At 67.9% G+C, this 20,818-nt stretch carries 19 protein-coding genes and 1 tRNA gene; 16 read left to right on the top strand and 4 right to left on the bottom strand.

Annotated features, from left to right (window positions below):
• Positions 1-6: 6 nt before the first annotated feature.
• Positions 7-462, bottom strand: coding sequence for a hypothetical protein (locus OHT76_RS16405; RefSeq protein WP_328871576.1), 456 nt, complete (start codon positions 460-462; stop codon positions 7-9).
• A 200-nt stretch (positions 463-662) separates the two neighbouring features.
• On the opposite strand from OHT76_RS16405, the gene OHT76_RS16410 reads away from it, so the two are divergent.
• The 9 genes from OHT76_RS16410 (at position 663) to OHT76_RS16450 (ending at position 11,480) form a co-directional block, all read left to right on the top strand.
• Entirely contained in the window at positions 663-2,906 is a 2,244-nt protein-coding gene (locus OHT76_RS16410; RefSeq protein ID WP_328871577.1) for a glycoside hydrolase domain-containing protein, read from the top strand.
• Between the two features lie 7 nt (positions 2,907-2,913).
• Positions 2,914-3,405, top strand: a complete 492-nt coding sequence (locus OHT76_RS16415; protein WP_328871578.1) for a hypothetical protein — start codon at positions 2,914-2,916, stop codon at positions 3,403-3,405.
• The gene (locus tag OHT76_RS16420) at positions 3,402-4,160 is read left to right on the top strand and encodes a hypothetical protein (protein WP_328871579.1); all 759 of its coding nucleotides are present in this window, start codon (positions 3,402-3,404) and stop codon (positions 4,158-4,160) included. The genes OHT76_RS16415 and OHT76_RS16420 overlap by 4 nt, the downstream gene beginning before the upstream one ends.
• A gap of 181 nt (positions 4,161-4,341) precedes the next feature.
• The gene (locus tag OHT76_RS16425; RefSeq protein WP_328871580.1) at positions 4,342-5,388 is read left to right on the top strand and encodes an ABC transporter substrate-binding protein; all 1,047 of its coding nucleotides are present in this window, start codon (positions 4,342-4,344) and stop codon (positions 5,386-5,388) included.
• Between the two features lie 42 nt (positions 5,389-5,430).
• The gene (locus OHT76_RS16430; protein WP_328871581.1) at positions 5,431-6,288 is read left to right on the top strand and encodes a siderophore-interacting protein; all 858 of its coding nucleotides are present in this window, start codon (positions 5,431-5,433) and stop codon (positions 6,286-6,288) included.
• Between the two features lie 168 nt (positions 6,289-6,456).
• Positions 6,457-7,899 (top strand): lysine decarboxylase DesA, encoded by a 1,443-nt coding sequence (gene desA, locus OHT76_RS16435; RefSeq protein ID WP_328871582.1) that lies wholly within the window; start codon positions 6,457-6,459, stop codon positions 7,897-7,899.
• The gene (locus OHT76_RS16440) at positions 7,883-9,163 is read left to right on the top strand and encodes a lysine N(6)-hydroxylase/L-ornithine N(5)-oxygenase family protein (protein WP_328871583.1); all 1,281 of its coding nucleotides are present in this window, start codon (positions 7,883-7,885) and stop codon (positions 9,161-9,163) included. Before desA ends, OHT76_RS16440 begins: the two co-directional genes overlap by 17 nt.
• Positions 9,160-9,711, top strand: coding sequence for a GNAT family N-acetyltransferase (locus OHT76_RS16445; protein ID WP_328871584.1), 552 nt, complete (start codon positions 9,160-9,162; stop codon positions 9,709-9,711). The genes OHT76_RS16440 and OHT76_RS16445 overlap by 4 nt, the downstream gene beginning before the upstream one ends.
• Entirely contained in the window at positions 9,708-11,480 is a 1,773-nt protein-coding gene (locus OHT76_RS16450) for an IucA/IucC family protein (protein ID WP_328871585.1), read from the top strand. Before OHT76_RS16445 ends, OHT76_RS16450 begins: the two co-directional genes overlap by 4 nt.
• 53 nt (positions 11,481-11,533) lie before the next feature.
• Here the strand turns inward: OHT76_RS16450 and OHT76_RS16455 are convergent, their stop codons facing one another.
• A complete protein-coding gene (locus OHT76_RS16455; RefSeq protein WP_328871586.1) occupies positions 11,534-13,117 on the bottom strand; it encodes a beta-N-acetylhexosaminidase in 1,584 nt (527 codons plus the stop codon).
• 80 nt (positions 13,118-13,197) lie between these two features.
• On the opposite strand from OHT76_RS16455, the gene OHT76_RS16460 reads away from it, so the two are divergent.
• The 3 genes from OHT76_RS16460 to glmS all read left to right on the top strand — a co-directional run bounded on the left by OHT76_RS16460 (position 13,198) and on the right by glmS (position 16,257).
• Positions 13,198-14,082 carry a DUF4429 domain-containing protein gene (locus OHT76_RS16460; protein ID WP_328871587.1) on the top strand — a complete coding sequence of 295 codons (885 nt, stop codon included), beginning with the start codon at positions 13,198-13,200 and terminating at the stop codon, positions 14,080-14,082.
• Between the two features lie 87 nt (positions 14,083-14,169).
• Positions 14,170-14,427 carry a hypothetical protein gene (locus OHT76_RS16465; protein ID WP_328871588.1) on the top strand — a complete coding sequence of 86 codons (258 nt, stop codon included), beginning with the start codon at positions 14,170-14,172 and terminating at the stop codon, positions 14,425-14,427.
• Between the two features lie 12 nt (positions 14,428-14,439).
• Positions 14,440-16,257 carry a glutamine--fructose-6-phosphate transaminase (isomerizing) gene (gene glmS / locus OHT76_RS16470; RefSeq protein ID WP_328871589.1) on the top strand — a complete coding sequence of 606 codons (1,818 nt, stop codon included), beginning with the start codon at positions 14,440-14,442 and terminating at the stop codon, positions 16,255-16,257.
• A gap of 146 nt (positions 16,258-16,403) precedes the next feature.
• Here glmS and OHT76_RS16475 read toward each other — a convergent pair whose 3' ends face one another.
• Both OHT76_RS16475 and OHT76_RS16480 read right to left on the bottom strand, forming a co-directional pair.
• Positions 16,404-16,970 (bottom strand): GPR1/FUN34/YaaH family transporter, encoded by a 567-nt coding sequence (locus OHT76_RS16475; RefSeq protein WP_328871590.1) that lies wholly within the window; start codon positions 16,968-16,970, stop codon positions 16,404-16,406.
• A 150-nt stretch (positions 16,971-17,120) separates the two neighbouring features.
• Positions 17,121-17,648 (bottom strand): universal stress protein, encoded by a 528-nt coding sequence (locus tag OHT76_RS16480; protein WP_328871591.1) that lies wholly within the window; start codon positions 17,646-17,648, stop codon positions 17,121-17,123.
• A gap of 309 nt (positions 17,649-17,957) precedes the next feature.
• Between OHT76_RS16480 and OHT76_RS16485 the strand changes: the two genes are divergently transcribed.
• From OHT76_RS16485 to OHT76_RS16500, 4 genes are all read left to right on the top strand, one after another.
• Positions 17,958-18,266 carry a hypothetical protein gene (locus OHT76_RS16485; RefSeq protein ID WP_328871592.1) on the top strand — a complete coding sequence of 103 codons (309 nt, stop codon included), beginning with the start codon at positions 17,958-17,960 and terminating at the stop codon, positions 18,264-18,266.
• A 377-nt stretch (positions 18,267-18,643) separates the two neighbouring features.
• Positions 18,644-19,864 carry a helix-turn-helix domain-containing protein gene (locus OHT76_RS16490; protein ID WP_328871593.1) on the top strand — a complete coding sequence of 407 codons (1,221 nt, stop codon included), beginning with the start codon at positions 18,644-18,646 and terminating at the stop codon, positions 19,862-19,864.
• 112 nt (positions 19,865-19,976) lie between these two features.
• Entirely contained in the window at positions 19,977-20,579 is a 603-nt protein-coding gene (gene orn, locus OHT76_RS16495; protein ID WP_328871594.1) for an oligoribonuclease, read from the top strand.
• Positions 20,580-20,694: 115 nt separating this feature from the next.
• Positions 20,695-20,767, top strand: a tRNA-His gene (locus OHT76_RS16500).
• The last annotated feature ends 51 nt before the right edge of the window (positions 20,768-20,818 follow it).

The raw sequence follows: 20,818 nt of genomic DNA on the forward strand, positions 1-20,818 counted from the left end.
TCCCTCTCAGCACCACTGGAACGAGGCGTTCTCGTTGTACGTGTTCACCAGGTTCCGGCTCACCGGCGCCGGAGTGGCAGGCTGCAGGCCGTCCTTCGCCCCGTTGAACCAGCTGTTGAAGTAGACGCACGCGCCGTACGACGTGTGCTCGTTCTTGGCGGAAGCGGCATTGTTCTTCACACCCTGGCCCGCTCCGTTACCGGTCCCCCCGCAGAACTTGTAGGCGACGGTGCCCGACCCATAGATCTCCACGGCTCCGAAGTTGCCGACCGCGTAGCCGAAATCCCGCCAGGCACCTCCGGAGTTGGAGTTGTAGTACAGCCGGAACTTGAAGTCGTTGTACGTCTGGCAGCCCAGCCAGTAATTGTCTTCGTCCTGGGGCGTCGCCTGTGCGGGGGCTCCCGCGAACAGCAGGAATCCGGCGGCGACCGACGTGGTCAGGGCCGCGGTGAAGGCTCGCATATTCATCTCCTCAGGGTTCGGCGAGCGTAGATCGTGACACCGCGACCGGCGACTGCCAATGACTGTGGCGCCATTACGCCACCGCACTCGGCCCAAGTCCGTTGCGCACTGGCGTAATTGCGCCAGAACCTTCCCCACCCCGGCCCGGCTGACAAAGAATCAGCAGCTGCATTCCCCTCCCAGCGAAAGCGAGCTTCGGCATGGCCGACGAAATGGTGCTCCGCGCTCAGCGGTTCATCAATACGACGTACCCCAACATGCTCGGCATCGAGCCGCTGGAGGAGAACGGCCAGACGAGCTGGACCGTGATGTACGCGCTCACCCGCGCTCTGCAGCTCGAACTCGGAATCAGCTCGCTGTCCAACAACTTCGGGCCGACGACCCTCAACACGCTGGCGTCGAAGTATCCCGTACTGAACGACGGGACCGTCCCGTCGGCCAATTTCGCCCGCATCATCCAGTCCGCGCTCTACTGCAAGGGCTACGACGGCGGCGAGATCGACGGCATCTACAACGACCGGGTCGCCGCCTCGATCAGCCAGTTGAAGAGCGACATGGGTGTACTTCCGGCGTTCCCGGACCCGGACAGCCTCTACCCCAAGGTGTTCAAGGGTCTGCTCAACATGGACCCCTACGTCGTGGTGAACGGCGGAAGTTCAAAGGTCCGCGAGATACAGCAGTGGCTGAACGGCCGCTACATCGACCGCCTGGACTTCTTCATCGTGCCGTGCGACGGCCACCACTCCCGCACCGTGGCCTCGTCCATGCTGTACGCCATCCAGTACGAACTCGGCATGGCCGACGGCGTCGCCAACGGCAATTTCGGCCCGGGCACCAAGACGGGACTGGCCAATCACACGCTCTCCGAGGGGTCCGCCGGCACCTGGGCGCAGTTGTACAGCGCCGCGCTGATCCTCAACCAGCGTTCGGCGACCCCCTTCTCCTCGCTCTTCGACAGCACGGTCGCGAGTGAGACCGCCGCGTTCCAGGAGTTCGTGAAGCTCCCGGTCACCGGCAAGGGCGACTTCTCCACCTGGGCGTCGCTGCTGGTGTCGTACGGCGACCAGAACCGCAGGGGCGAGGCCTGCGACGGCGTCACGAAGATCACCCCGGCCCGCGCGGCGACCCTCAAGGCCGAGGGCGTCAAGTACATCGGCCGCTATCTGATCAACCCCACAGGCGGAGCGCCCCTGGAGAAGGAGATCCAGCCCGGCGAGCTCCAGACCATCGCCGACAACGGGCTGCGCTGCTACCCGATCTGGCAGACCTACGGCCGGGACGCCTCGGGATTCAGCTACCCCGCCGGGAACGCGGACGGTCTCGCCGCCGTGGCCGCGGCCGAGCGCCACGGCTTCAAGAACGGCGCCCGCATCTTCTTCGCGGTCGACTTCGACGCCTACGACTACGAGGTCACCGACAACGTCCTGCCCTACTTCAAGGGTGTCGAGGACGCCATGGCGCTGTCCGGCAACGCCTACCGGGTCGGCGTCTACGGGCCGCGCAACGTGTGCATCCGGGTGTCCGACGCGGGACACGCCACGGCGAGCTTCGTCTCCGACATGTCCAGCGGCTTCTCCGGCAATTACGGCTACCCGCTGCCCGCCAACTGGGCCTACGACCAGATCGTCACCCGCACGGTCGGCTCGGGCGACGGCGCCATCAACATCGACCACAACATCGCCTCGGGCCGCGACATCGGCGAGGGCTCCTTCAACCCCTCGCGCCTCGACAACGCCGCCGACGTCGCGTTCGACTTCGGGTCCTACTACACGGCCATGCACGCCGACATCAGCACGTACATGAAGTCGATCGGCTTCCCCGACTCGGACGCCAACCGCATCTTCACGCACACCGAGTGCCTTGAGACGATCATGTCCCACGACGACCTGATCACGTCTCTGTCGAACACCTACAACATGCGCAAGGCGCTGATCCAGACCTCGGCCTACTGGGAGATGCGCCACTACGACGTGGTCGACCTGACCGTGGACGCCGCCGTCACCTACTACCACACCGGAGTCGGGGGCGACATCGTCCCCAAACGCGACTCCTCCACCGGCATCGCGCAGATCAGCGGTGAAGTCGGCATCCGGGCCTGGAACCACTGCATCCAGGTCGACCTCGTCGAGGGCACCATCCTCGACCCGAGCAAGGACGCCGACATCTGGACGATGTGGCACAAGGTCAACCAGGACAACGCCTACTCGGTCCGCACCGTCTCCCTCATCCACCTGTGGGACGCGGCCGGCAAGGTCGGCGGCCAGAATCCGCCAGCCGGTGAGAGCACGCTGCGGCCCATGGCCCTGGACTACAACCAGTCCGAGATCTTCCAGGTCCTGCGCCGGTACCAGGGCTGGGGCAACGAGGCCGAGGAGCACGCCACCAAGCGCATGGCGCTCTACCAGCTCTTCGAGAAGTACAACGGGCTCTCCCGGATGTACTAGGAGCATCGTGGCAACCGACCCGTATGCGGGGCACAGCCCCTTGGTTCTGCTTCTCGTCCTTCTCCTCGGCCTGGCGACCGCCGCCGTACTGGCCGTCTACGGCTGTACGACGGCGGCCCGCCATGGCGTCGGACGCGCGGGCACGCTGGTGCTGCTGCGCTCGGGCGGCGCGCTCGCGGGGGCCGCCGCGGCCTGCCTGTACGCCTGGGGCGTCGTACACCTGCTGATGCTGGACGAGACGGCGCGGGACCTCGGGTGCAAGGAGGCCGTAGGACCGGCGCACGTCCTGGAGATCGACTCCTACCGGCCCACCTACATTCCGCTCAGCCTCGGTTGCCACGTCAGGAGCGGCACCACCTATTCGACGGGCGTGCCCGGATACCTCAATCCCACGGTGGGCGCTCTCGCCTTCACCGCCGTCGCGCTGGGCGGGTTCAGCCTGCTGGAATCCGAGCGCCGGGCCACCCGGGACTTCAAGAGAGAGAAAAGGCGTCAATGACCATTTCCCGCCGCACCTTTTTCGCCCGGACCGCAGTGATCGCGGGCGCCACGGCAGTGGCGACACTGCCCTTCTCCGAGTACCTCGCCTCTCCCGCCCATGCGGCGGGCCGGTACGCGGAGCCCGAGCACGTCAGAGACGCGGCCCGCCGCGCCCTGGCCCGCGCCAAGCGCACCAAGTCCGGCAAGCCGAGCCCCAACGGCTGGGAGATGGAGCTGGCCACCGACAAGGGCGGGGCCGTGTGGACGCGGCCGGTCCCCGGCACCCCCATCGAGGGTGTCGCCGTGCGGATCGGCGACGTGGAGACCGTACTGGTGCATGTCATCCGCCGGTTCCACTACGAGGTCGACGAACTGCGCAAGGGCGATGTGGTCGGCTGGCGCAGCCCGAACGCGGTGCGCCGCGGACTGGCGGAGTCCAACCAGGCCTCCGGGACCGCGGTGCAGATCCGGCCCGGGCACTACCCGAGCGGCGTCAAGGGCGGTTTCTTCACCCCGCAACAGCTCGTGATCCGCGACATCCTCGCCGAACTCGAAGGCGTCGTCCGCTGGGGCGGGGACGACAAGAGGCCTGACGAATCGTTGTTCTACCTCGACGTGAAGCCGGACAGCCCACTGCTGGCCAAGGTGGTCCGCAAGCTGCGCGGTTGGCAGGAGGAGCCCGGCAAGGGTGCCGGCGGCCCGGTGGACGTGCTGGCCGGCAAGCGGCGGAGCGCGGCCAAGGAGTTGGCCCGCGAGCAGAAGGCGGCCGCCTAGAAGCCGGGAACCCGTCCGCGAACGGAGTCCATCTGCCTTTGACGGCAACGGAGTTGGGCCCCACGGGAAGCTCACAGCTTGGGCTTCACAGGGGCCCACCTCTGGACATTCGCTGAGGTTAGGCTAACCTACCTTCGAATTGTCCGGCGGGTGATCCGCCCCGTTCGAAAGCAGCGTACCCATGTCCAACGCCAGAGCCACCCACCTCACCCGCCGTGGCATCCTCGCCGCGGGCGGCGCCCTCGGTCTCGGTGCCGTGCTCGCAGCCTGCGGAGACGACGACGCGAAAAGCGGTGGCTCGGACAAGGAGACGGCCGCCGCGAAGTCCGGTCCCTGGACGTTCAAGGACGACCGTGGCACGACGAGGAAGCTCGACAAGGTCCCGGCGAACATCGTCGCCTTCACCGGTGTCGCCGCCGCCCTCTTCGACTACGGCATCCAGGTCAAGGGCGTCTTCGGCCCGACCACGACCGCGGACGGCAAGCCCGACGTCCAGGCCGGTGACCTCGACGTCAGCAAGGTCACCGTCCTCGGCAACGAGTGGGGCAAGCTCAACATCGAGAAGTACGCGGCCCTGTCCCCCGAGGTCCTCATCACCACGACGTTCGACGACGCCGGCACCCTCTGGTCGGTGCCCGTCGAGTCCGCGGACAAGGTCGCCAAGCTCGCCCCGGACGTCGCCATCTCCGTCTACGACCGCCAGATCACCGAGCCGCTCCAGCGCATGTGGGAGCTGGCCGAGTCGCTCGGCGCGGACATGAAGGCCGACAAGATCGCCGAGTCGAAGAAGAAGTTCGAGACGGCGGCTGCGCGGCTGCGGGCGGCCGCCAAGGCCAAGCCGGAGATCAAGGTGCTGGCCGGTTCCGCCTCGGAGCCGATCTTCTACGTCTCCGGCACCAACTTCTCCATCGACCTCGAGTACTTCAAGTCGCTGGGCGTGAACTTCGTCGAGCCGTCGGAGAAGGCGAAGGCGGAGAGCGGTGGCTGGTACGAGGCGCTGAGCTGGGAGAACGTCGACAAGTACGACGCGGACATCATCGTGATGGACGACCGCTCCTCGACGATCCAGCCGGCCGACATCACCGAGGCGACCTGGAAGAAGCTGCCCGCGGTGAAGGCCGGCCAGGTCATCTCCCGCTCGCCCGAGCCGATCCTGTCGTACGACAAGTGCACGCCGCTGCTCGACAACCTCGCCGAGGCCATCGAGAACGCCAAGAAGGTCAGCTGACCTCCCTGAAGGTCTCCACCTGACGCTCAATCAGGAGCATTCATGAGCACGGCCGTTGCCGCCGATTTCCGCTTCTTCTCTCTTCAGGTCGTACGGACTCGGCGGCTCGGTCCGTCTCTGGTTCGGGTGACCTTTGGCGGGGAAGAGCTGCGTGACTTCCACTCCGACGGATGTGATCAGTCGCTGTCGCTCTTCCTGCCGCATCCGGGGCAGGACGCCCCCGTCGTTCCGATCGAGCTCGGGGACGGGTGGTGGCAGGGGTGGCGTGAACTGCCGGACGACGTACGGGCCGTGATGCGGTCGTACACCCTGCGATCGCTGCGGCGGGACCCGGACGAGATCGACATCGACTTTGTGCTGCACGGAGTCGAGCCCGGTGCCGCCGTTCCCGCCGGGCCCGCCTCCCGGTGGGCCGCCGATGCCGCCGCCGGTGACCGGGTGCTGCTCATCGGGCCCGCCGTCGCCGACAACCGGGCCATCCGGTTCCGGCCGCCCGAGGACACCGACTTGGTCGTGATCTGGGGCGACGAGACCGCCGTACCGGCCGTCTCCGCCATCGTCGAGTCACTGCCGGCCGGCACCCGCGCGCGGGTCTGGCTCGAGGTGCACCACGCCGGGGACATCCAGGACCTGGCGACCGAGGCGGACGCCGAGATCAACTGGCTGGTCCATGAAGACCAGGGCGCCGAGGGGTCCCCCATGGCCCTCGACGCCCTGCGCACTGCTCAACTCCCCGCCGCCGAGCACCCGTACGTCTGGATCGCGGGCGAGTCGGGGTGTGTGAAGGCGCTGCGCCGGCACTTCGTCGGTGAGCGCGGGATCGACCGGCGCCGGGTCACCTTCGTCGGCTACTGGCGGCGCGGTCTGACGGAGGAACAGCTGCGCGAGCGCGGCGAGTGAGACGACAGCGACAGAAGTGACCACCGTCACTTGTGGGGCCGGGTTTCCCATGCCCTTCGAGCGGAGAAGTTAGGTTAGGCTTACCTAAGTTGATCGCCCGACCCCGTCGTACTCCCCACTCCGCATCGCCTTCGTCCCGCACGGACTTCCCCTCGGAGGACACCCCCCATGCGCTCGCACCTGCTCAATGACACGACCGCGGAGCAGTACCGCCGCTCCGTGACCGAAGGTATCGAGCGGGTGGCGGCCAAACTCGCCACCACCGACCGGCCGTTCACCGGAGTCACGGTCGACGCCCTCTCCCCCCGCATCGACGAGATCGACCTGGACCGGCCGCTGCACGACACCGCGGCCGTCCTCGACGAGCTGGAGGACGTCTACCTCCGCGACGCGATCTACTTCCACCACCCGCGCTACCTCGCCCACCTCAACTGCCCGGTCGTCATCCCGGCGGTGCTCGGCGAGGCGATCCTGTCCGCCGTCAACTCCTCCCTCGACACCTGGGACCAGTCGGCCGGCGGCACCCTCATCGAGCGCAAACTCATCGACTGGACGACCGCCCGGATCGGCCTCGGCCCCGCCGCCGACGGTGTGTTCACCTCCGGCGGCACCCAGTCCAACCTCCAGGCGCTGCTGCTGGCCCGCGAGGAGGCCAAGACCGACAGCTTGGCGAAACTACGTATCTTCGCCTCCGAGGTCAGCCACTTCTCCGTCAAGAAGTCCGCCAAACTCCTCGGCCTGAGCGCCGACTCGGTGGTCTCCATCCCCGTCGACCACGACAAGCGCATGCAGACCGTCGCCCTCGCCCACGAGCTGGAGCGCTGCAAGAAGGACGGCCTGGTCCCGATGGCCGTCGTCGCCACCGCCGGCACCACCGACTTCGGCTCCATCGACCCGCTGCCCGAGATCGCCGAGCTGTGCGAGCAGTTCGACACCTGGATGCACGTCGACGCCGCCTACGGCTGCGGGCTGCTCGCCTCCGTGAAGTACCGGGGACGCATCGACGGCATCGAGCGCGCCGACTCGGTCACCGTCGACTACCACAAGTCCTTCTTCCAGCCGGTGAGTTCCTCCGCCGTACTGGTCCGGGACGCGGCCACCCTGCGCCACGCCACCTACCACGCGGAGTACCTCAACCCGCGCCGGATGGTGCAGGAACGTATCCCCAATCAGGTCGACAAGTCCCTCCAGACCACCCGCCGCTTCGACGCGCTGAAGCTGTGGATGACCCTGCGCGTGATGGGCGCCGACGGCATCGGACAGCTCTTCGACGAGGTGATCGACCTGACCGCCGAGGGCTGGAAGCTGCTCGCCGCCGACCCACGCTTCGACGTCGTGGTCGAGCCGAGCCTGTCCACCCTCGTCTTCCGCTACATCCCGGCCGCCGTGACCGACCCGGCCGAGATCGACCGCGCCAACCTCTACGCCCGCAAGGCCCTGTTCGCCTCCGGCGCCGCCGTCGTCGCGGGCACCAAGGTCGGCGGCCGCCACTACCTGAAGTTCACCCTGCTCAACCCCGAGACGACGGCCGAAGACATCGCCGCCGTCCTCGATCTGATCGCCGGCCACGCCGAGCAGTACCTGGGAGAGACCGTTGTCCGCGCTTCCTGAATCCACCCGCACGTATGACTTCGTGGGCATCGGGCTCGGCCCCTTCAACCTCGGCCTGGCCTGTCTCACCGAGCCCATCGACGAACTCGACGGTGTCTTCCTGGAGTCCAAGCCCGACTTCGAGTGGCACGCGGGCATGTTCCTGGACGGCGCCCACCTCCAGACCCCGTTCATGTCGGACCTGGTCACCCTCGCCGACCCGACCTCGCCGTACTCCTTCCTCAACTACCTGAAGGAGAAAGGGCGGCTGTACTCGTTCTACATCCGCGAGAACTTCTACCCGCTGCGGGTCGAGTACGACGACTACTGCCGCTGGGCCGCCAACAAGCTGAGCAGCGTGCGGTTCAGCACGACGGTCAGCGAGGTGACGTACGACGAAGAGGCCGGGCTGTACGTCGTGAGGACGACCGCCGGTGACATCTACCGCGCCCGTCACCTGGTCCTCGGCACCGGCACCTCCCCGCACTACCCGGAGGCCGTGCGCGGCCTCGGCGGCGACTTCTTCCACAACTCCCGCTATATGCAGCACAAGGCGGAGCTCCAGAAGAAGGAATCGATCACGATCGTCGGCTCCGGCCAGTCCGCCGCCGAGATCTACTACGACCTCCTCGCCGAGATCGACGTCCACGGCTACCGGCTGAACTGGGTGACCCGCTCCCCGCGCTTCTTCCCGCTGGAGTACACCAAGCTCACGCTGGAAATGACGTCGCCGGAGTACATCGACTACTACCGCGCGCTGCCGGAGGCGACCCGCTACCGTCTGACCTCCCAGCAGAAGGGCCTGTTCAAGGGCATCGACGGCGACCTGATCAACGAGATCTTCGACCTCCTCTACCAGAAGAACCTCGGCGGCCCGGTCCCCACCCGTCTGCTCACCAACTCCTCGCTGAACAGCGCCCGTTACGAGAACGGCACGTACACGCTCGCCTTCCGCCAGGAGGAGCAGGAGAAGGACTACGAGCTCGACACGCAGGGCCTGGTGCTGGCCACCGGCTACGCGTACACCGAGCCGGAGTTCCTCAAGCCCGTGAGCGACCGCCTCGTCCGTGACTCACGGGGCAACTTCGACATCGCCCGCAATTACGCGATCGACGTCACGGGCAGGGGCGTGTTCCTCCAGAACGCCGGAGTCCACACCCACAGCATCACCAGCCCCGACCTCGGCATGGGCGCCTACCGCAACAGCTTCATCATCAGCGAGCTGCTCGGCAGCGAGTACTACCCGGTCGAGAAGACCATCGCGTTCCAGGAGTTCGCCGTATGACCTTCACCTTCCGCACGCTCGACCCCCTGAAGGACGCCGAGTTGCTGCACCGCTGGGTCACGCACCCCAAGGCCGCCTTCTGGATGATGCAGGACGCGAAACTGGAGGACGTCGAGCGCGCCTACATGGAAATCGCGGCCGACGAGCACCACCACGCCCTGCTGGGTCTCGACGAGAACGGCGAGCCCGCGTTCCTCATGGAGAAGTACGACCCCGCCCACCGCGAACTGGTCGGCCTGTACGAGCCGCTCCCCGGTGACGTCGGCATGCACTTCCTGACGCCGGCCACGGAGACACCCGTGCACGGCTTCACGCGGTCCGTCATCACCGCCGTGATGGCCCACCTCTTCGAGGACCCGGCCGTGGAGCGCGTCGTGGTCGAGCCGGACGTCGCCAACAAGGCCGTACACGCCCTGAACGAAGCCGTCGGATTCGTGCCCTCCCACGAGATCCAGAAGCCGGAGAAAATGGCGTTGCTGAGTTTCTGCACCCGGGAACAATTCTTTAAAATTCAGCACAGCTTTGCGGCTACGGCGGTGAACGCATGAGCCTCACCGACTCCGTCGCCCACCTCTCCCCCGAGCGCTGGGAGCAGGCCAACCGCCTCCTCATCCGCAAAGCCCTCGCCGAGTTCGCGCACGAGCGGCTGATCACGCCCGAGGCCACCGCCGACGGCGGCTTCGAGGTCCGCAGCGACGACGGTCTGACCCGGTACCGGTTCACCGCCCTCCGCCGCGCCCTCGACCACTGGCAGGTCGACGCCGACTCCATCTCCCGTCATCGAGACGGCGTCGACCTCCCCCTCGCCGCGCTGGACTTCTTCATCGAGCTGAAGCAGGCGCTCGGCCTGAGCGACGCGATCCTGCCGGTCTACCTGGAGGAGGTCTCCTCCACCCTCTCCGGCACCTGCTACAAGCTCACCAAGCCGCAGCTCCCGGTCGCCGAGCTCGTGAACAGCGGCTTCCAGGCCATCGAGACCGGCATGACCGAGGGCCACCCCTGCTTCGTCGCCAACAACGGACGGCTCGGCTTCGGCATCCACGAGTACCTGTCGTACGCCCCCGAGACCGCGAGCCCGATCCGGCTGGTGTGGCTGGCCGCGCACAGGTCGCGGGCCGCGTTCACGGCGGGTGTGGGCCTGGAGTACGAGTCCTTCATCCGGGACGAGCTGGGCGAGGACACGGTCGAGCGGTTCCACGGCGTCCTGCGCGAGAAGAACCTGGACCCCACCGACTATCTCCTCATCCCGGTCCACCCCTGGCAGTGGTGGAACAAGCTCACGGTCACCTTCGCCGCCGAGGTCGCCCGAGGCCACCTCGTCTGCCTCGGCGAGGGCGACGACGAGTACCTGGCCCAGCAGTCCATCCGGACCTTCTTCAACGCCTCGAGCCCCGAGAAGCACTACGTCAAGACGGCCCTGTCCGTCCTCAACATGGGCTTCATGCGCGGCCTTTCGGCGGCGTACATGGAGGCGACCCCGGCCATCAACGACTGGCTCGCCCAGCTCATCGAGAACGACCCGGTGCTCAAGGAGACGGGCCTGTCGATCATCCGCGAGCGCGCGGCGGTCGGTTACCGGCACCTGGAGTACGAGGCGGCGACGGACCGCTACTCGCCGTACCGCAAGATGCTGGCCGCGCTGTGGCGGGAGAGCCCGGTCCCCTCCCTCCGGGAGGGCGAGTCCCTGGCCACCATGGCCTCCCTCGTCCATGTCGACCACGAGGGCGCGTCCTTCGCGGGCGCGCTGATCGAGCAGTCGGGTCTGGAGCCGACGGAGTGGCTGCGCCGGTACCTGACGGCGTACTTCACCCCGCTCCTCCACAGCTTCTACGCCTACGACCTGGTGTACATGCCGCATGGCGAGAACGTGATCCTCGTCCTCAAGGACGGCGTCGTCCAGCGCGCCATCTACAAGGACATCGCCGAGGAGATCGCGGTCATGGACCCGGACGCGGTCCTCCCGCCGACGGTCGAACGCCTGCGCGTGGACGTCCCCGAGGACAAGAAGCTCCTGTCCATCTTCACGGACGTCTTCGACTGCTACTTCCGCTTCCTCGCCGCGAACCTCGCGAACGAGGGCGTCCTGACCGAGGACGACTTCTGGCGCACGGTCGCGGAGGTCACGCGCGAGTACCAGGCGACGGTGCCGGAGCTGGCGGACAAGTTCCACCAGTACGACATGTTCGCCCCGGAGTTCGCCCTGTCCTGCCTCAACCGCCTCCAACTCCGCAACAACCAGCAGATGGTGGACCTGGCAGACCCGGCGGGGGCACTTCAACTGATCGGCACGCTGAGGAACCCGATAGCGGGGTTCTGATCCCATAGACGGACGGGCACCCGGAGTACGGTCCTCCGGGTGCCCGTCAGCATCTATTCAGCAGGCCATGGGACTTGAGGCGACCGATAGAACCCGATCCCCATCGCCTCCCATCGCGGCCCCTGCGCAGCAAGCCGCACCTTGTAGCCGTCCCAGTCATGCGTAGCCGCCGGAGACCACCCCAGCTCGGCCACCCCCGCAACCCTGGGGAACGCCATGTACTCGATGTGCTCCGGCGTCACAAACGTCTCGCTCCACAACGGCGCCTCAACCCCCCGCACCGCCGAAGCAGGCACCCCGGCCAGATAGTCCCCGGGATCCCAGTCATAAGAGCGCTGAACCTCGACATACCCCGCCCAGGACAACCCCAGCGGAGTCCGCTCGTCGTACTTCATGTCGAGGTAGATCCGGTCGGCAGGCGACAGAATCACCCCAGTCCCATTCCGCGCCGCAGCCGCGACCTGCGCCTTCTCCTCCGCACTGGTGTCATCGAGCCCCCAGTACTGAGCAAGCGCCCCCTTCGCCGGCGAAGCCCCGGTCAGCTGATGCCAACCGATCACCGTCTTCCCGTACTTGGCGACGATCGGCTGCACCCGGTCCATGAACTTCACGAAGTCGGCATGCGGCGTGGAGTGCGCCTCATCGCCACCGATGTGCAGATACCGCCCCGGCGTGATCGCGGCGAGCTCCCGGATCACGTCGTCCACGAAGTCGTACGTGATGTCCTTGCCGACGCAGAGGGAGCTGAAGCCGACCTCGGTTCCGGTGTACAGCGGCGGCGCCACCCCGTCGCAGTTCAGCTCGGCGTACGACGCCAGCGCCGCGTTGGTGTGGCCCGGCATGTCGATCTCGGGGACGACCTCCATGTGCCGGGAGGCGGCGTACCGGACGATCTCCTTGTAGTCGTCCTTGGTGTAGTAGCCGCCGGGCCCGCCGCCGACCTGGGTCGAGCCGCCGTAGGTCGTGAGGCGCGGCCAGGAGTCGATGGCGATGCGCCAGCCCTGGTCGTCACTGAGATGAAGGTGCAGCTTGTTGAGCTTGTAGAGCGCCAACTGGTCGATGTACCGCTTCACTTGGTCGACGCCGAAGAAGTGCCGCGAGACATCGAGCATCGCACCGCGCCAGCCGTAGCGCGGGCTGTCCTTGATCGTGCCGCCCGCGACCAGCCAGGGCCCGGGCTGTACGGAGTCCTTCTCGACGACCGCGGGCAGGAGCTGGCGCAGAGTCTGGACGCCGTGGAAGAGCCCGGCGGGCTCGGACGCCGTGATGACGACACCCCTGCGACCGCTGTCGAGTCGGTAGCCCTCCGCGCCGAACGAGCCTTTCATCAGGCGCAGTTGAATGCCACCGCCGGCTTGGGTCGTGACGGGCAGGCGGTAGCCGGTGGAGGGGCGGAGGATCCCGGCGAGATACTCACCGATGCGGCGGGTCTCGCGGGACGCGTCCACGCGGATGTGCGTGTCGCGGGTGATCCGGTAGGGGGATCCGCTCGGGTCGACCGAGGCGGGCGCGGGGACCACCCGGTCGAGCGGGGTGGGCGACGCGGCCTGCACGGGGGCGGCCCCTGTCACGGAGGCGCCCATCGCGACCAGCAGCAGCGAACCGAGAAGGCGAAGCGTTCTGTGGTGCTGTCTCACAAAACCGTCCCTTCTATGAGCCATTGAACCCAGAAAGGTCTGGACCACTCTCTCGTGAGACAGGTGGAACAATCCACCCCATGGCGGAAATCATCCAGAAGGACGGCACCTGGGTCTTCGACGGAGACGCACTGCGGCTGACACCGGGACGGGACAAGAACGTCAGCCTCCTCCGCAAGACCCTGGGTGAACTCGTCGTCCCCCTGGGCGCGTTGGCGGGGGTCTCCTTCGAGCAGGGCAAGAAGGCCGGACGGCTCAGGCTGCGGCTGCGGGACGGCGCCGACCCGCTGCTGCACGCCACCGGCGGCCGGCTCACCGAACCCCACGACCCCTACCAGCTGCTCGTCGAACCCGGCCGCTACGGCGTCGCCGAGTACTTCACCGACGAGGTCCGCAACGCCCTGCTCCTGGACCAGGTCCCGGCCGACCCCGTGTCCGAGTACCTCCTCGCCGGTCCGGCGGTCCCGCTGTCCGTCTCCGCCGGGGACGGCACCGCGAGCTTCGACGGCGAGCGGATCCGGCTGGAGTGGAACTGGAAGACGGAGGACGCCAAGGCCGCCGCCGGGGCCCGCACCCTCGCCCTCACGGACATCACCGCCGTCGAGTGGCATCCGGCTGCCGGCCTGGAGAACGGCCACCTCCGCTTCACCGTCCGGGGCGCCCCGACCAAGGCCCCGCCCAAGTACGACCCCAACGCCGTGGAGCTGTGGGGCTTCAAGAAGGACCCGCTGATGGCCCTGGTCGCGGCGGCCGTCCAGGCCCGCCTCCCGCATCCGGCGGCCGCCGCCACGGACGTACGGGAGCCGGAGCCGGAGGGCCCGCGCCCGCTGCCCTCCGCCCCCGCCGAGGACGACCACGACGCGCTGCTGCGCAGGCTGCGCGAACTCGGCGAGCTGCACCACACGGGCGTCCTGACGGAGGAGGAGTTCACCTTGGCCAAACAGGCGATCCTGAAGCGAATGTGAGCCGCAACACCCACCCTCCGACACACCCCTGCCCGAAATCGGGCAGGATTCTTGCGAAAGCGCCGTCCGTACCCCAGGATCTACCGGGTGCACGACGAACTTGTTGATCATCTGACGCGGTCCTCGCCCCTCAACCGGGGCGAGGCGCTGCGGGTGATCCAGGACGTGCTCGCCTACTTCGACGAGACGACCGAGGAGTTCGTCCGTCGCCGCCACCGCGAACTCCAGGCCCAGGGCCTGGTGAACTCGGCGATCTTCGAACGGATCGAGGCGGACCTGAAATACCGGGCGGTGGCACCGCCGGAGCTCACGCTCCGACAGCTGCGCCGGATCGTCTACGGCTAGGACTGCGTATATATGTGCGGAATCGTCGGATACATCGGGAAGCGCGATGTGGCGCCCCTGCTCCTGGAGGGCCTTCAGCGCCTGGAGTACCGCGGCTACGACTCGGCGGGCATCGCCGTCACCTCGCCCAAGACCAGCGGACTGAAGACGGTCAAGGCCAAGGGTCGGGTCCGTGACCTTGAGGCCAAGGTCCCGGCGCGCTTCAAGGGCACCACCGGTATCGCCCACACCCGCTGGGCCACCCACGGCGCCCCCTCCGACGTCAACGCCCACCCGCACCTGGACGCCGAGGGCAAGGTCGCCGTCGTCCACAACGGCATCATCGACAACGCCTCCGACCTGCGCCGCAAGCTGGAGGCGGACGGCGTCGAGTTCCTCTCCGAGACCGACACCGAGGTCCTCGTCCACCTCATCTCCCGCTCGCAGGCGGAGAAGCTGGAGGACAAGGTCCGCGAGACCCTCCGGCTGATCGAGGGCACGTACGGCATCGCCGTCCTGCACGCCGACTACCCGGACCGCATCGTGGTCGCCCGCAACGGCTCCCCGGTCGTCCTCGGCATCGGCGAGAAGGAGATGTTCGTCGCCTCGGACATCGCCGCGCTGGTCGCCCACACGCGGCAGATAGTGACTCTGGACGACGGCGAGATGGCCACCCTCAAGGCCGACGACTTCCGCACCTACACGACGGAGGGCACCCGGACGACGTCCGAGCCCACCACCGTCGAGTGGGAGGCCGCCTCCTACGACATGGGCGGCCACGACACCTATATGCACAAGGAGATCCACGAGCAGGCCGACGCCGTGGACCGCGTCCTGCGCGGCCGGATCGACGACCGCTTCTCCACCGTGCACCTCGGCGGCCTCAACCTGGACGCCCGCGAGGCGCGCCGGATCCGCCGCGTGAAGATCCTCGGCTGCGGCACCTCGTACCACGCGGGCATGATCGGCGCCCAGATGATCGAGGAGCTGGCCCGCATCCCCGCGGACGCCGAGCCGGCCTCGGAGTTCCGCTACCGCAACGCGGTCGTGGACCCCGACACCCTCTACATCGCGGTCTCCCAGTCCGGTGAGACGTACGACGTCCTCGCGGCCGTCCAGGAGCTCAAGCGCAAGGGCGCGCGGGTCCTCGGCATCGTCAACGTCGTGGGCTCGGCCATCGCCCGCGAGGCGGACGGCGGCATCTACGTCCACGCGGGCCCCGAGGTCTGCGTGGTCTCCACGAAGTGCTTCACCAACACCACGGTCGCCTTCGCGCTCCTCGCCCTGCACCTGGGCCGCACCCGGGACCTCTCGGTCCGCGACGGCAAGCGGATCATCGAGGGCCTGCGCAAGCTCCCTGCCCAGATCGCCGAGATGCTGGAGCGCGAGGACGAGATCAAGAAGCTGGCCGAGGAGTACGCCGACGCCCGCTCGATGCTCTTCATCGGCCGGGTCCGCGGCTACCCGGTGGCCCGTGAGGCGTCCCTGAAGCTCAAGGAGGTCTCCTACATCCACGCGGAGGCCTACCCCGCCTCCGAGCTCAAGCACGGCCCCCTGGCCCTGATCGAGCCGGCCCTCCCCACGGTGGCGATCGTCCCCGACGACGACCTCCTGGAGAAGAACCGCGCGGCCATGGAGGAGATCAAGGCCCGCAGCGGCAAGATCCTCGCGGTGGCCCACCAGCCCCAGGAAAAGGCCGACCAGACGATCGTGGTCCCGAAGAACGAGGACGAGCTGGACCCCATCCTGATGGGCATCCCCCTCCAACTCCTCGCCTACCACACGGCACTGGCCCTCGGCCGGGACATCGACAAGCCGAGGAACCTCGCGAAGTCAGTGACAGTGGAGTAGTCGGCCTTTAGGGGCGCGGGGAACTGCGCGACAAGCCCCCACGACCCGCAGAGGCCGAACAAGGGACGGACCCCCACGTGTTGCCACCAAACACGGGGGGGTCCGTCTCTGTCGCCGGGAAGCCGCCCACTCCCCAGCCTGCGCAGCTAGCCGGTGGCCGTCACGCCCCGGCCGGCAGCACGCCGCGGAACCGAAGTAGGCCAGTGAGCCAGCGCCGCAGTAGCCGCGTACCAAGCCACGGCCCCCGCAGCGACGGCGAACCACCCGCCGACCTTCGCCAGCCCGTCGTTCTCGGCGAACATCGAGATGGACAGCAGAAGCAGCGAGACGAAGAACAACCCGTAGGCGCCCTGCCCGAGTTGGTCGCCACCCGCGAGGGTCAACGACAGCGCGACCAGGGCGAACAGCAGCAGGAACAGCCCGGCGGCGTTCGCGGAGACCTGCGCATCGGCGGACACGGCCCACGTGAACCACAGCGCACCCAGCGTCGCAAAGGCCGTACCAGAGGCGTTGTCGCGGTCCCGGAAGGCCATGAGGCCCGCGACGAAGAGGGCAACTCCGCCCACATACTGGGCGATTGATACGGCGTCAGCGGCCGAGACGCCGTCGATCACTTCGGTGTACCCCAGCCCGAAGGCCAACAGGGTGATACCCAGGGCGAGTCGGCCGACCACGGTAGTGATTCCGCTTCCCGCAGAGACGTCGTTGTCCACGGCGGGCTCCCTTCATGCATGTGCAGTTGTGCGGTGAGCGATATATGCCCTTCACAAGGGCACAAACACCTCTACGCGCCAGTAGATTTATGCGTCACGGAAAGGGTGTCGGACGTACCCACGGCGCATCTCACCAGGGAGAACGGCGAGTTACGGAATGACAACGACGGGCCGCTGCGCCCGCTTGGCGAGCCGCCCCGCGACAGACCCGAAGATGCGCCCCACGATGCCGTGCGTGGAGCCCACCACGATCGCGTCCGCTTCGTACTCGCGGCCGACCTCTTCGAGTTCATGGCAGATGTCCCCGCCGCGCTCCACGAGGATCCACGGCACCTCCGCGAGATAGTCCGCGCAGGCGAGCTCGAGGCCCAGCACCTCGGTGCGATGGTCGGGCACGTCCACGAAGACCGGCGGCTCGCACCCGGCCCACACCGTCGTGGGCAGCCGGTTGGCGACATGCACGATGATCAGGCCGGAGCCGGAGCGATGGGCCATGCCGATGGAGTACGCAAGGGCGCGCTCACTGGAGGTGGACCCGTCGAAGCCGACGACGACGCCGTGCTTGAAGGCGGGGTCGCAGGAATGACGTGGCTCTTCCGCCGCCAGGGGCTCGGCCGCCGTGGGATCGGCGACGGGCCGCTTGCGGTCCGCGGGTTCGAAGAATTCGTGACCGGCCATGGCTGTCTCGGCGTTGTGATCCTTGTGTGGGTGGGACGACAGGGTGCGGCGCGGAGCTGTGTCCGGGAATCATCTTCCCAACCCCATACCCCCAAGGGTACGGCGGCACGCCTCCTTAGCCCATATCCCGCGATGTGCTCCGCGGGGGTTCCAGGGAGCATGCACGAGGGTGCGCCCGTAACGCAATGGTTGCTGCGCTGTACAGGCGGTTCGTACGGGATTCACGCACCGCGGACACCGGGGCGGCACAGTGACCGACCGCTCGAACAGGCGTTGATCCCCGTGAGCCACCGACACCGGGAGCACGCAATGTCCGGACAGCAGCACCAGGACAGCACCACCGATGTGGTCCGCTGGGCGGCGTTCTGCTGCGTCCTCGTCCCCGTCGTCCTCCTCTGGTACGGCACCTCTCTGGCCGGCGCCACCGGCACCGCCCTCGGGCTCGCCGCCGTCACCGCGGCCTGCCGGGTGCTGTTGCGCCGCTCCGAGCGCGGCGCGGACCGTTTGCTCGCCGAGGAACACGCCTCGCACACCCCCTCTCGCGGGCGTCGTCACCGCAGCGGGACGGGCTCTCACCGAGGCGGACGTCACTCCGGGGGAAATACACCGGGCGGCTGACCGGTTTCCATGCCCTCAGACGCTTCTTTTCAGCCAACTTCTGGCAACCGCGCATCCCTTGCCCTGACCACCCCCCAACCCCCGTTCGACCTGCACGGAAAGGGCCTCGGGGGTGTCGCGCACCCTACGTGGATTGGCCACTGCGACAAGGCGCACTTCCCTGCACGGCCCGTGAGTGCAACGCTTCGTGATCGAATGCTTCACGCCAAGTTGCCAAGTCGACAATGTGCCGAGTGGCGAACCGGCCACTCCGGCGCGATGCGACACAGTAGATTCGATCTTGACTGTCTACGGCGGGGGACTCGTGCAGGACCGAGGGGAAACGTGCAGGAGCGACACAACCGAGGAGCCGCGACCACCGAGGGGGGCTTAGCAGTATGAGCCACGACTCCACTGCCGCGCCGGAAGCCGCGGCCCGGAAACTCTCCGGGCGACGCCGCAAGGAGATCGTCGCGGTGCTGCTGTTCAGCGGCGGCCCCATCTTCGAGAGTTCCATACCGCTGTCGGTGTTCGGAATCGACCGCCAGGACGCCGGCGTACCGCGCTACCGCCTGCTGGTGTGCGGCGGCGAAGAGGGCCCGCTGCGGACCACCGGAGGGCTGGAACTCAGCGCACCACATGGCCTGGAGGCGATCTCGCGGGCGGGCACGGTCGTCGTGCCGGCCTGGCGTTCGATCACCTCGCCGCCGCCGGAGGAGGCGCTCGACGCACTGCGCCGGGCGCACGAGGAAGGCGCCCGCATCGTAGGGCTCACCGGCGCCTTCGTCCTCGCAGCGGCCGGCCTGCTGGACGGCCGCCCCGCGACGACACACTGGATGTACGCACCGACGCTGGCCAAGCGCTATCCGTCGGTGCACGTGGATCCCAGAGAACTGTTCGTCGACGACGGAGACGTACTGACCTCCGCCGGTACGGCGGCCGGAATCGATCTCTGTCTCCACATCGTGCGGACGGACCACGGCAATGAGGCGGCCGGCGCGCTGGCTCGCCGTCTGGTCGTCCCCCCGCGCCGGACGGGAGGCCAGGAGCGCTACCTGGACCGCTCTTTACCGGAGGAGATCGGCGCCGACCCGCTCGCCGAGGTCGTCGCCTGGGCGCTGGAGCATCTCCACGAGCAGTTCGACGTGGAGACGCTGGCCGCGCGCGCGTACATGTCGCGCCGTACCTTCGACCGCCGCTTCCGTTCGCTGACGGGCTCGGCCCCGCTGCAGTGGCTGATCACCCAGCGGGTGCTGCAGGCACAGCGGCTGCTGGAGACGTCCGACTACTCGGTGGACGAGGTCGCGGGCCGCTGCGGCTTCCGCTCACCGGTGGCGCTGCGCGGGCACTTCCGCCGCCAGCTCGGCTCGTCGCCGGCGGCGTACCGGGCGGCGTACCGCGCCCGGCGCCCGCAGGCCGAGCGGCCGACGGCTGACGCCGACACCGCGCCGGGACCGACGCCCACGCTGCACCAGGAACCCGGCCCGGTCCCGCTCCAGGCCCGCCGCACCCCGGCGGCCAGCACGGTGGGTCAGGCCCTGGCGACGGCGTCCTCGGACAACGGACGCGAGGCGTACATAGCGCGGGCGACCCTGCCGGGGCAGCGCAGCGGGTCGTGACGCCGACCTCGAACGCCGGACGAGCCGAGCGACTCGGCCCGTCCGGCGTTCAGGGACTTCGGCACCCGACGCGGGGCACCCAATAAGGGGACGTCAGCCGTAGGGTGGTCGCATGAACGATCGCATGGTGTGGATCGACTGCGAGATGACCGGCCTCTCGCTGTCCGACGACGCGCTCATCGAGGTGGCCGCCCTCGTCACCGACTCCGAGCTGAACATCCTCGGCGACGGTGTGGACATCGTCATCCGGCCGCCGGACTCGGCGCTGGAGACGATGCCGGAAGTGGTGCGTCTGATGCACACCGCGTCCGGGCTCCTCGACGAACTCGCCGGTGGTACGACGCTGGCGGACGCCGAAGCCCAGGTCCTGGCGTATGTACGCGAACACGTGAAGGAACCCGGCAAGGCCCCCTTGTGCGGCAACTCCGTCGGCACCGACCGCGGATTCCTGCTGCGGGACATGCCGAAGGTCGAGGAGTACCTCCACTACCGCATCGTCGATGTGTCGTCGATCAAGGAGCTCGCCCGCCGCTGGTACCCGCGCGCGTACTTCAACAGCCCGGAGAAGAACGGCAACCATCGCGCCCTCGCCGACATCCGCGAGTCCATCGCGGAACTGCGGTACTACCGCGAGGCCGTGTTCGTCCCCCAGCCGGGACCGGACTCCGAGACCGCCAAGACCATCGCCGCGAAGTACGTTCTGCCTGCTCAGTAGCGCCGGGAGGGGCCCCCACCAGGGCCCCCGGAAAAGCCGGGCGCGAGCACCCCTTCGGACCCTGTACACTTTTTCTCGGCCGGTCGGTGAACCACCAAGGAAACCGCCGGTCATGGTGGGTGTAGCTCAGCTGGTAGAGCACCTGGTTGTGGTCCAGGATGCCGCGGGTTCGAGTCCCGTCACTCACCCTGAGTAATCAGCCGGTGACCTTGTATCGAGGTCACCGGCTGATCGCGTTA

Origin of the sequence: Streptomyces sp. NBC_00287 (assembly GCF_036173105.1) — a bacterium.
Lineage (GTDB): Bacteria > Actinomycetota > Actinomycetes > Streptomycetales > Streptomycetaceae > Streptomyces.

Bases quoted from the DNA above. Each gene is read 5' to 3' on its own strand.
- OHT76_RS16485 (WP_328871592.1), top strand. From the start codon at position 17,958: ATGTCCGGACAGCAGCACCAGGACAGCACCACCGATGTGGTCCGCTGG.
- OHT76_RS16420 (WP_328871579.1), top strand. From the start codon at position 3,402: ATGACCATTTCCCGCCGCACCTTTTTCGCCCGGACCGCAGTGATCGCG.
- OHT76_RS16425 (WP_328871580.1), top strand. From the start codon at position 4,342: ATGTCCAACGCCAGAGCCACCCACCTCACCCGCCGTGGCATCCTCGCC.
- OHT76_RS16405 (WP_328871576.1), bottom strand. From the start codon at position 462: ATGCGAGCCTTCACCGCGGCCCTGACCACGTCGGTCGCCGCCGGATTC.
- OHT76_RS16445 (WP_328871584.1), top strand. From the start codon at position 9,160: ATGACCTTCACCTTCCGCACGCTCGACCCCCTGAAGGACGCCGAGTTG.
- glmS (WP_328871589.1), top strand. From the start codon at position 14,440: ATGTGCGGAATCGTCGGATACATCGGGAAGCGCGATGTGGCGCCCCTG.
- desA (WP_328871582.1), top strand. From the start codon at position 6,457: ATGCGCTCGCACCTGCTCAATGACACGACCGCGGAGCAGTACCGCCGC.
- OHT76_RS16480 (WP_328871591.1), bottom strand. From the start codon at position 17,648: ATGGCCGGTCACGAATTCTTCGAACCCGCGGACCGCAAGCGGCCCGTC.
- OHT76_RS16490 (WP_328871593.1), top strand. From the start codon at position 18,644: ATGAGCCACGACTCCACTGCCGCGCCGGAAGCCGCGGCCCGGAAACTC.
- OHT76_RS16450 (WP_328871585.1), top strand. From the start codon at position 9,708: ATGAGCCTCACCGACTCCGTCGCCCACCTCTCCCCCGAGCGCTGGGAG.
- OHT76_RS16430 (WP_328871581.1), top strand. From the start codon at position 5,431: ATGAGCACGGCCGTTGCCGCCGATTTCCGCTTCTTCTCTCTTCAGGTC.
- OHT76_RS16410 (WP_328871577.1), top strand. From the start codon at position 663: ATGGCCGACGAAATGGTGCTCCGCGCTCAGCGGTTCATCAATACGACG.
- orn (WP_328871594.1), top strand. From the start codon at position 19,977: ATGAACGATCGCATGGTGTGGATCGACTGCGAGATGACCGGCCTCTCG.
- OHT76_RS16460 (WP_328871587.1), top strand. From the start codon at position 13,198: ATGGCGGAAATCATCCAGAAGGACGGCACCTGGGTCTTCGACGGAGAC.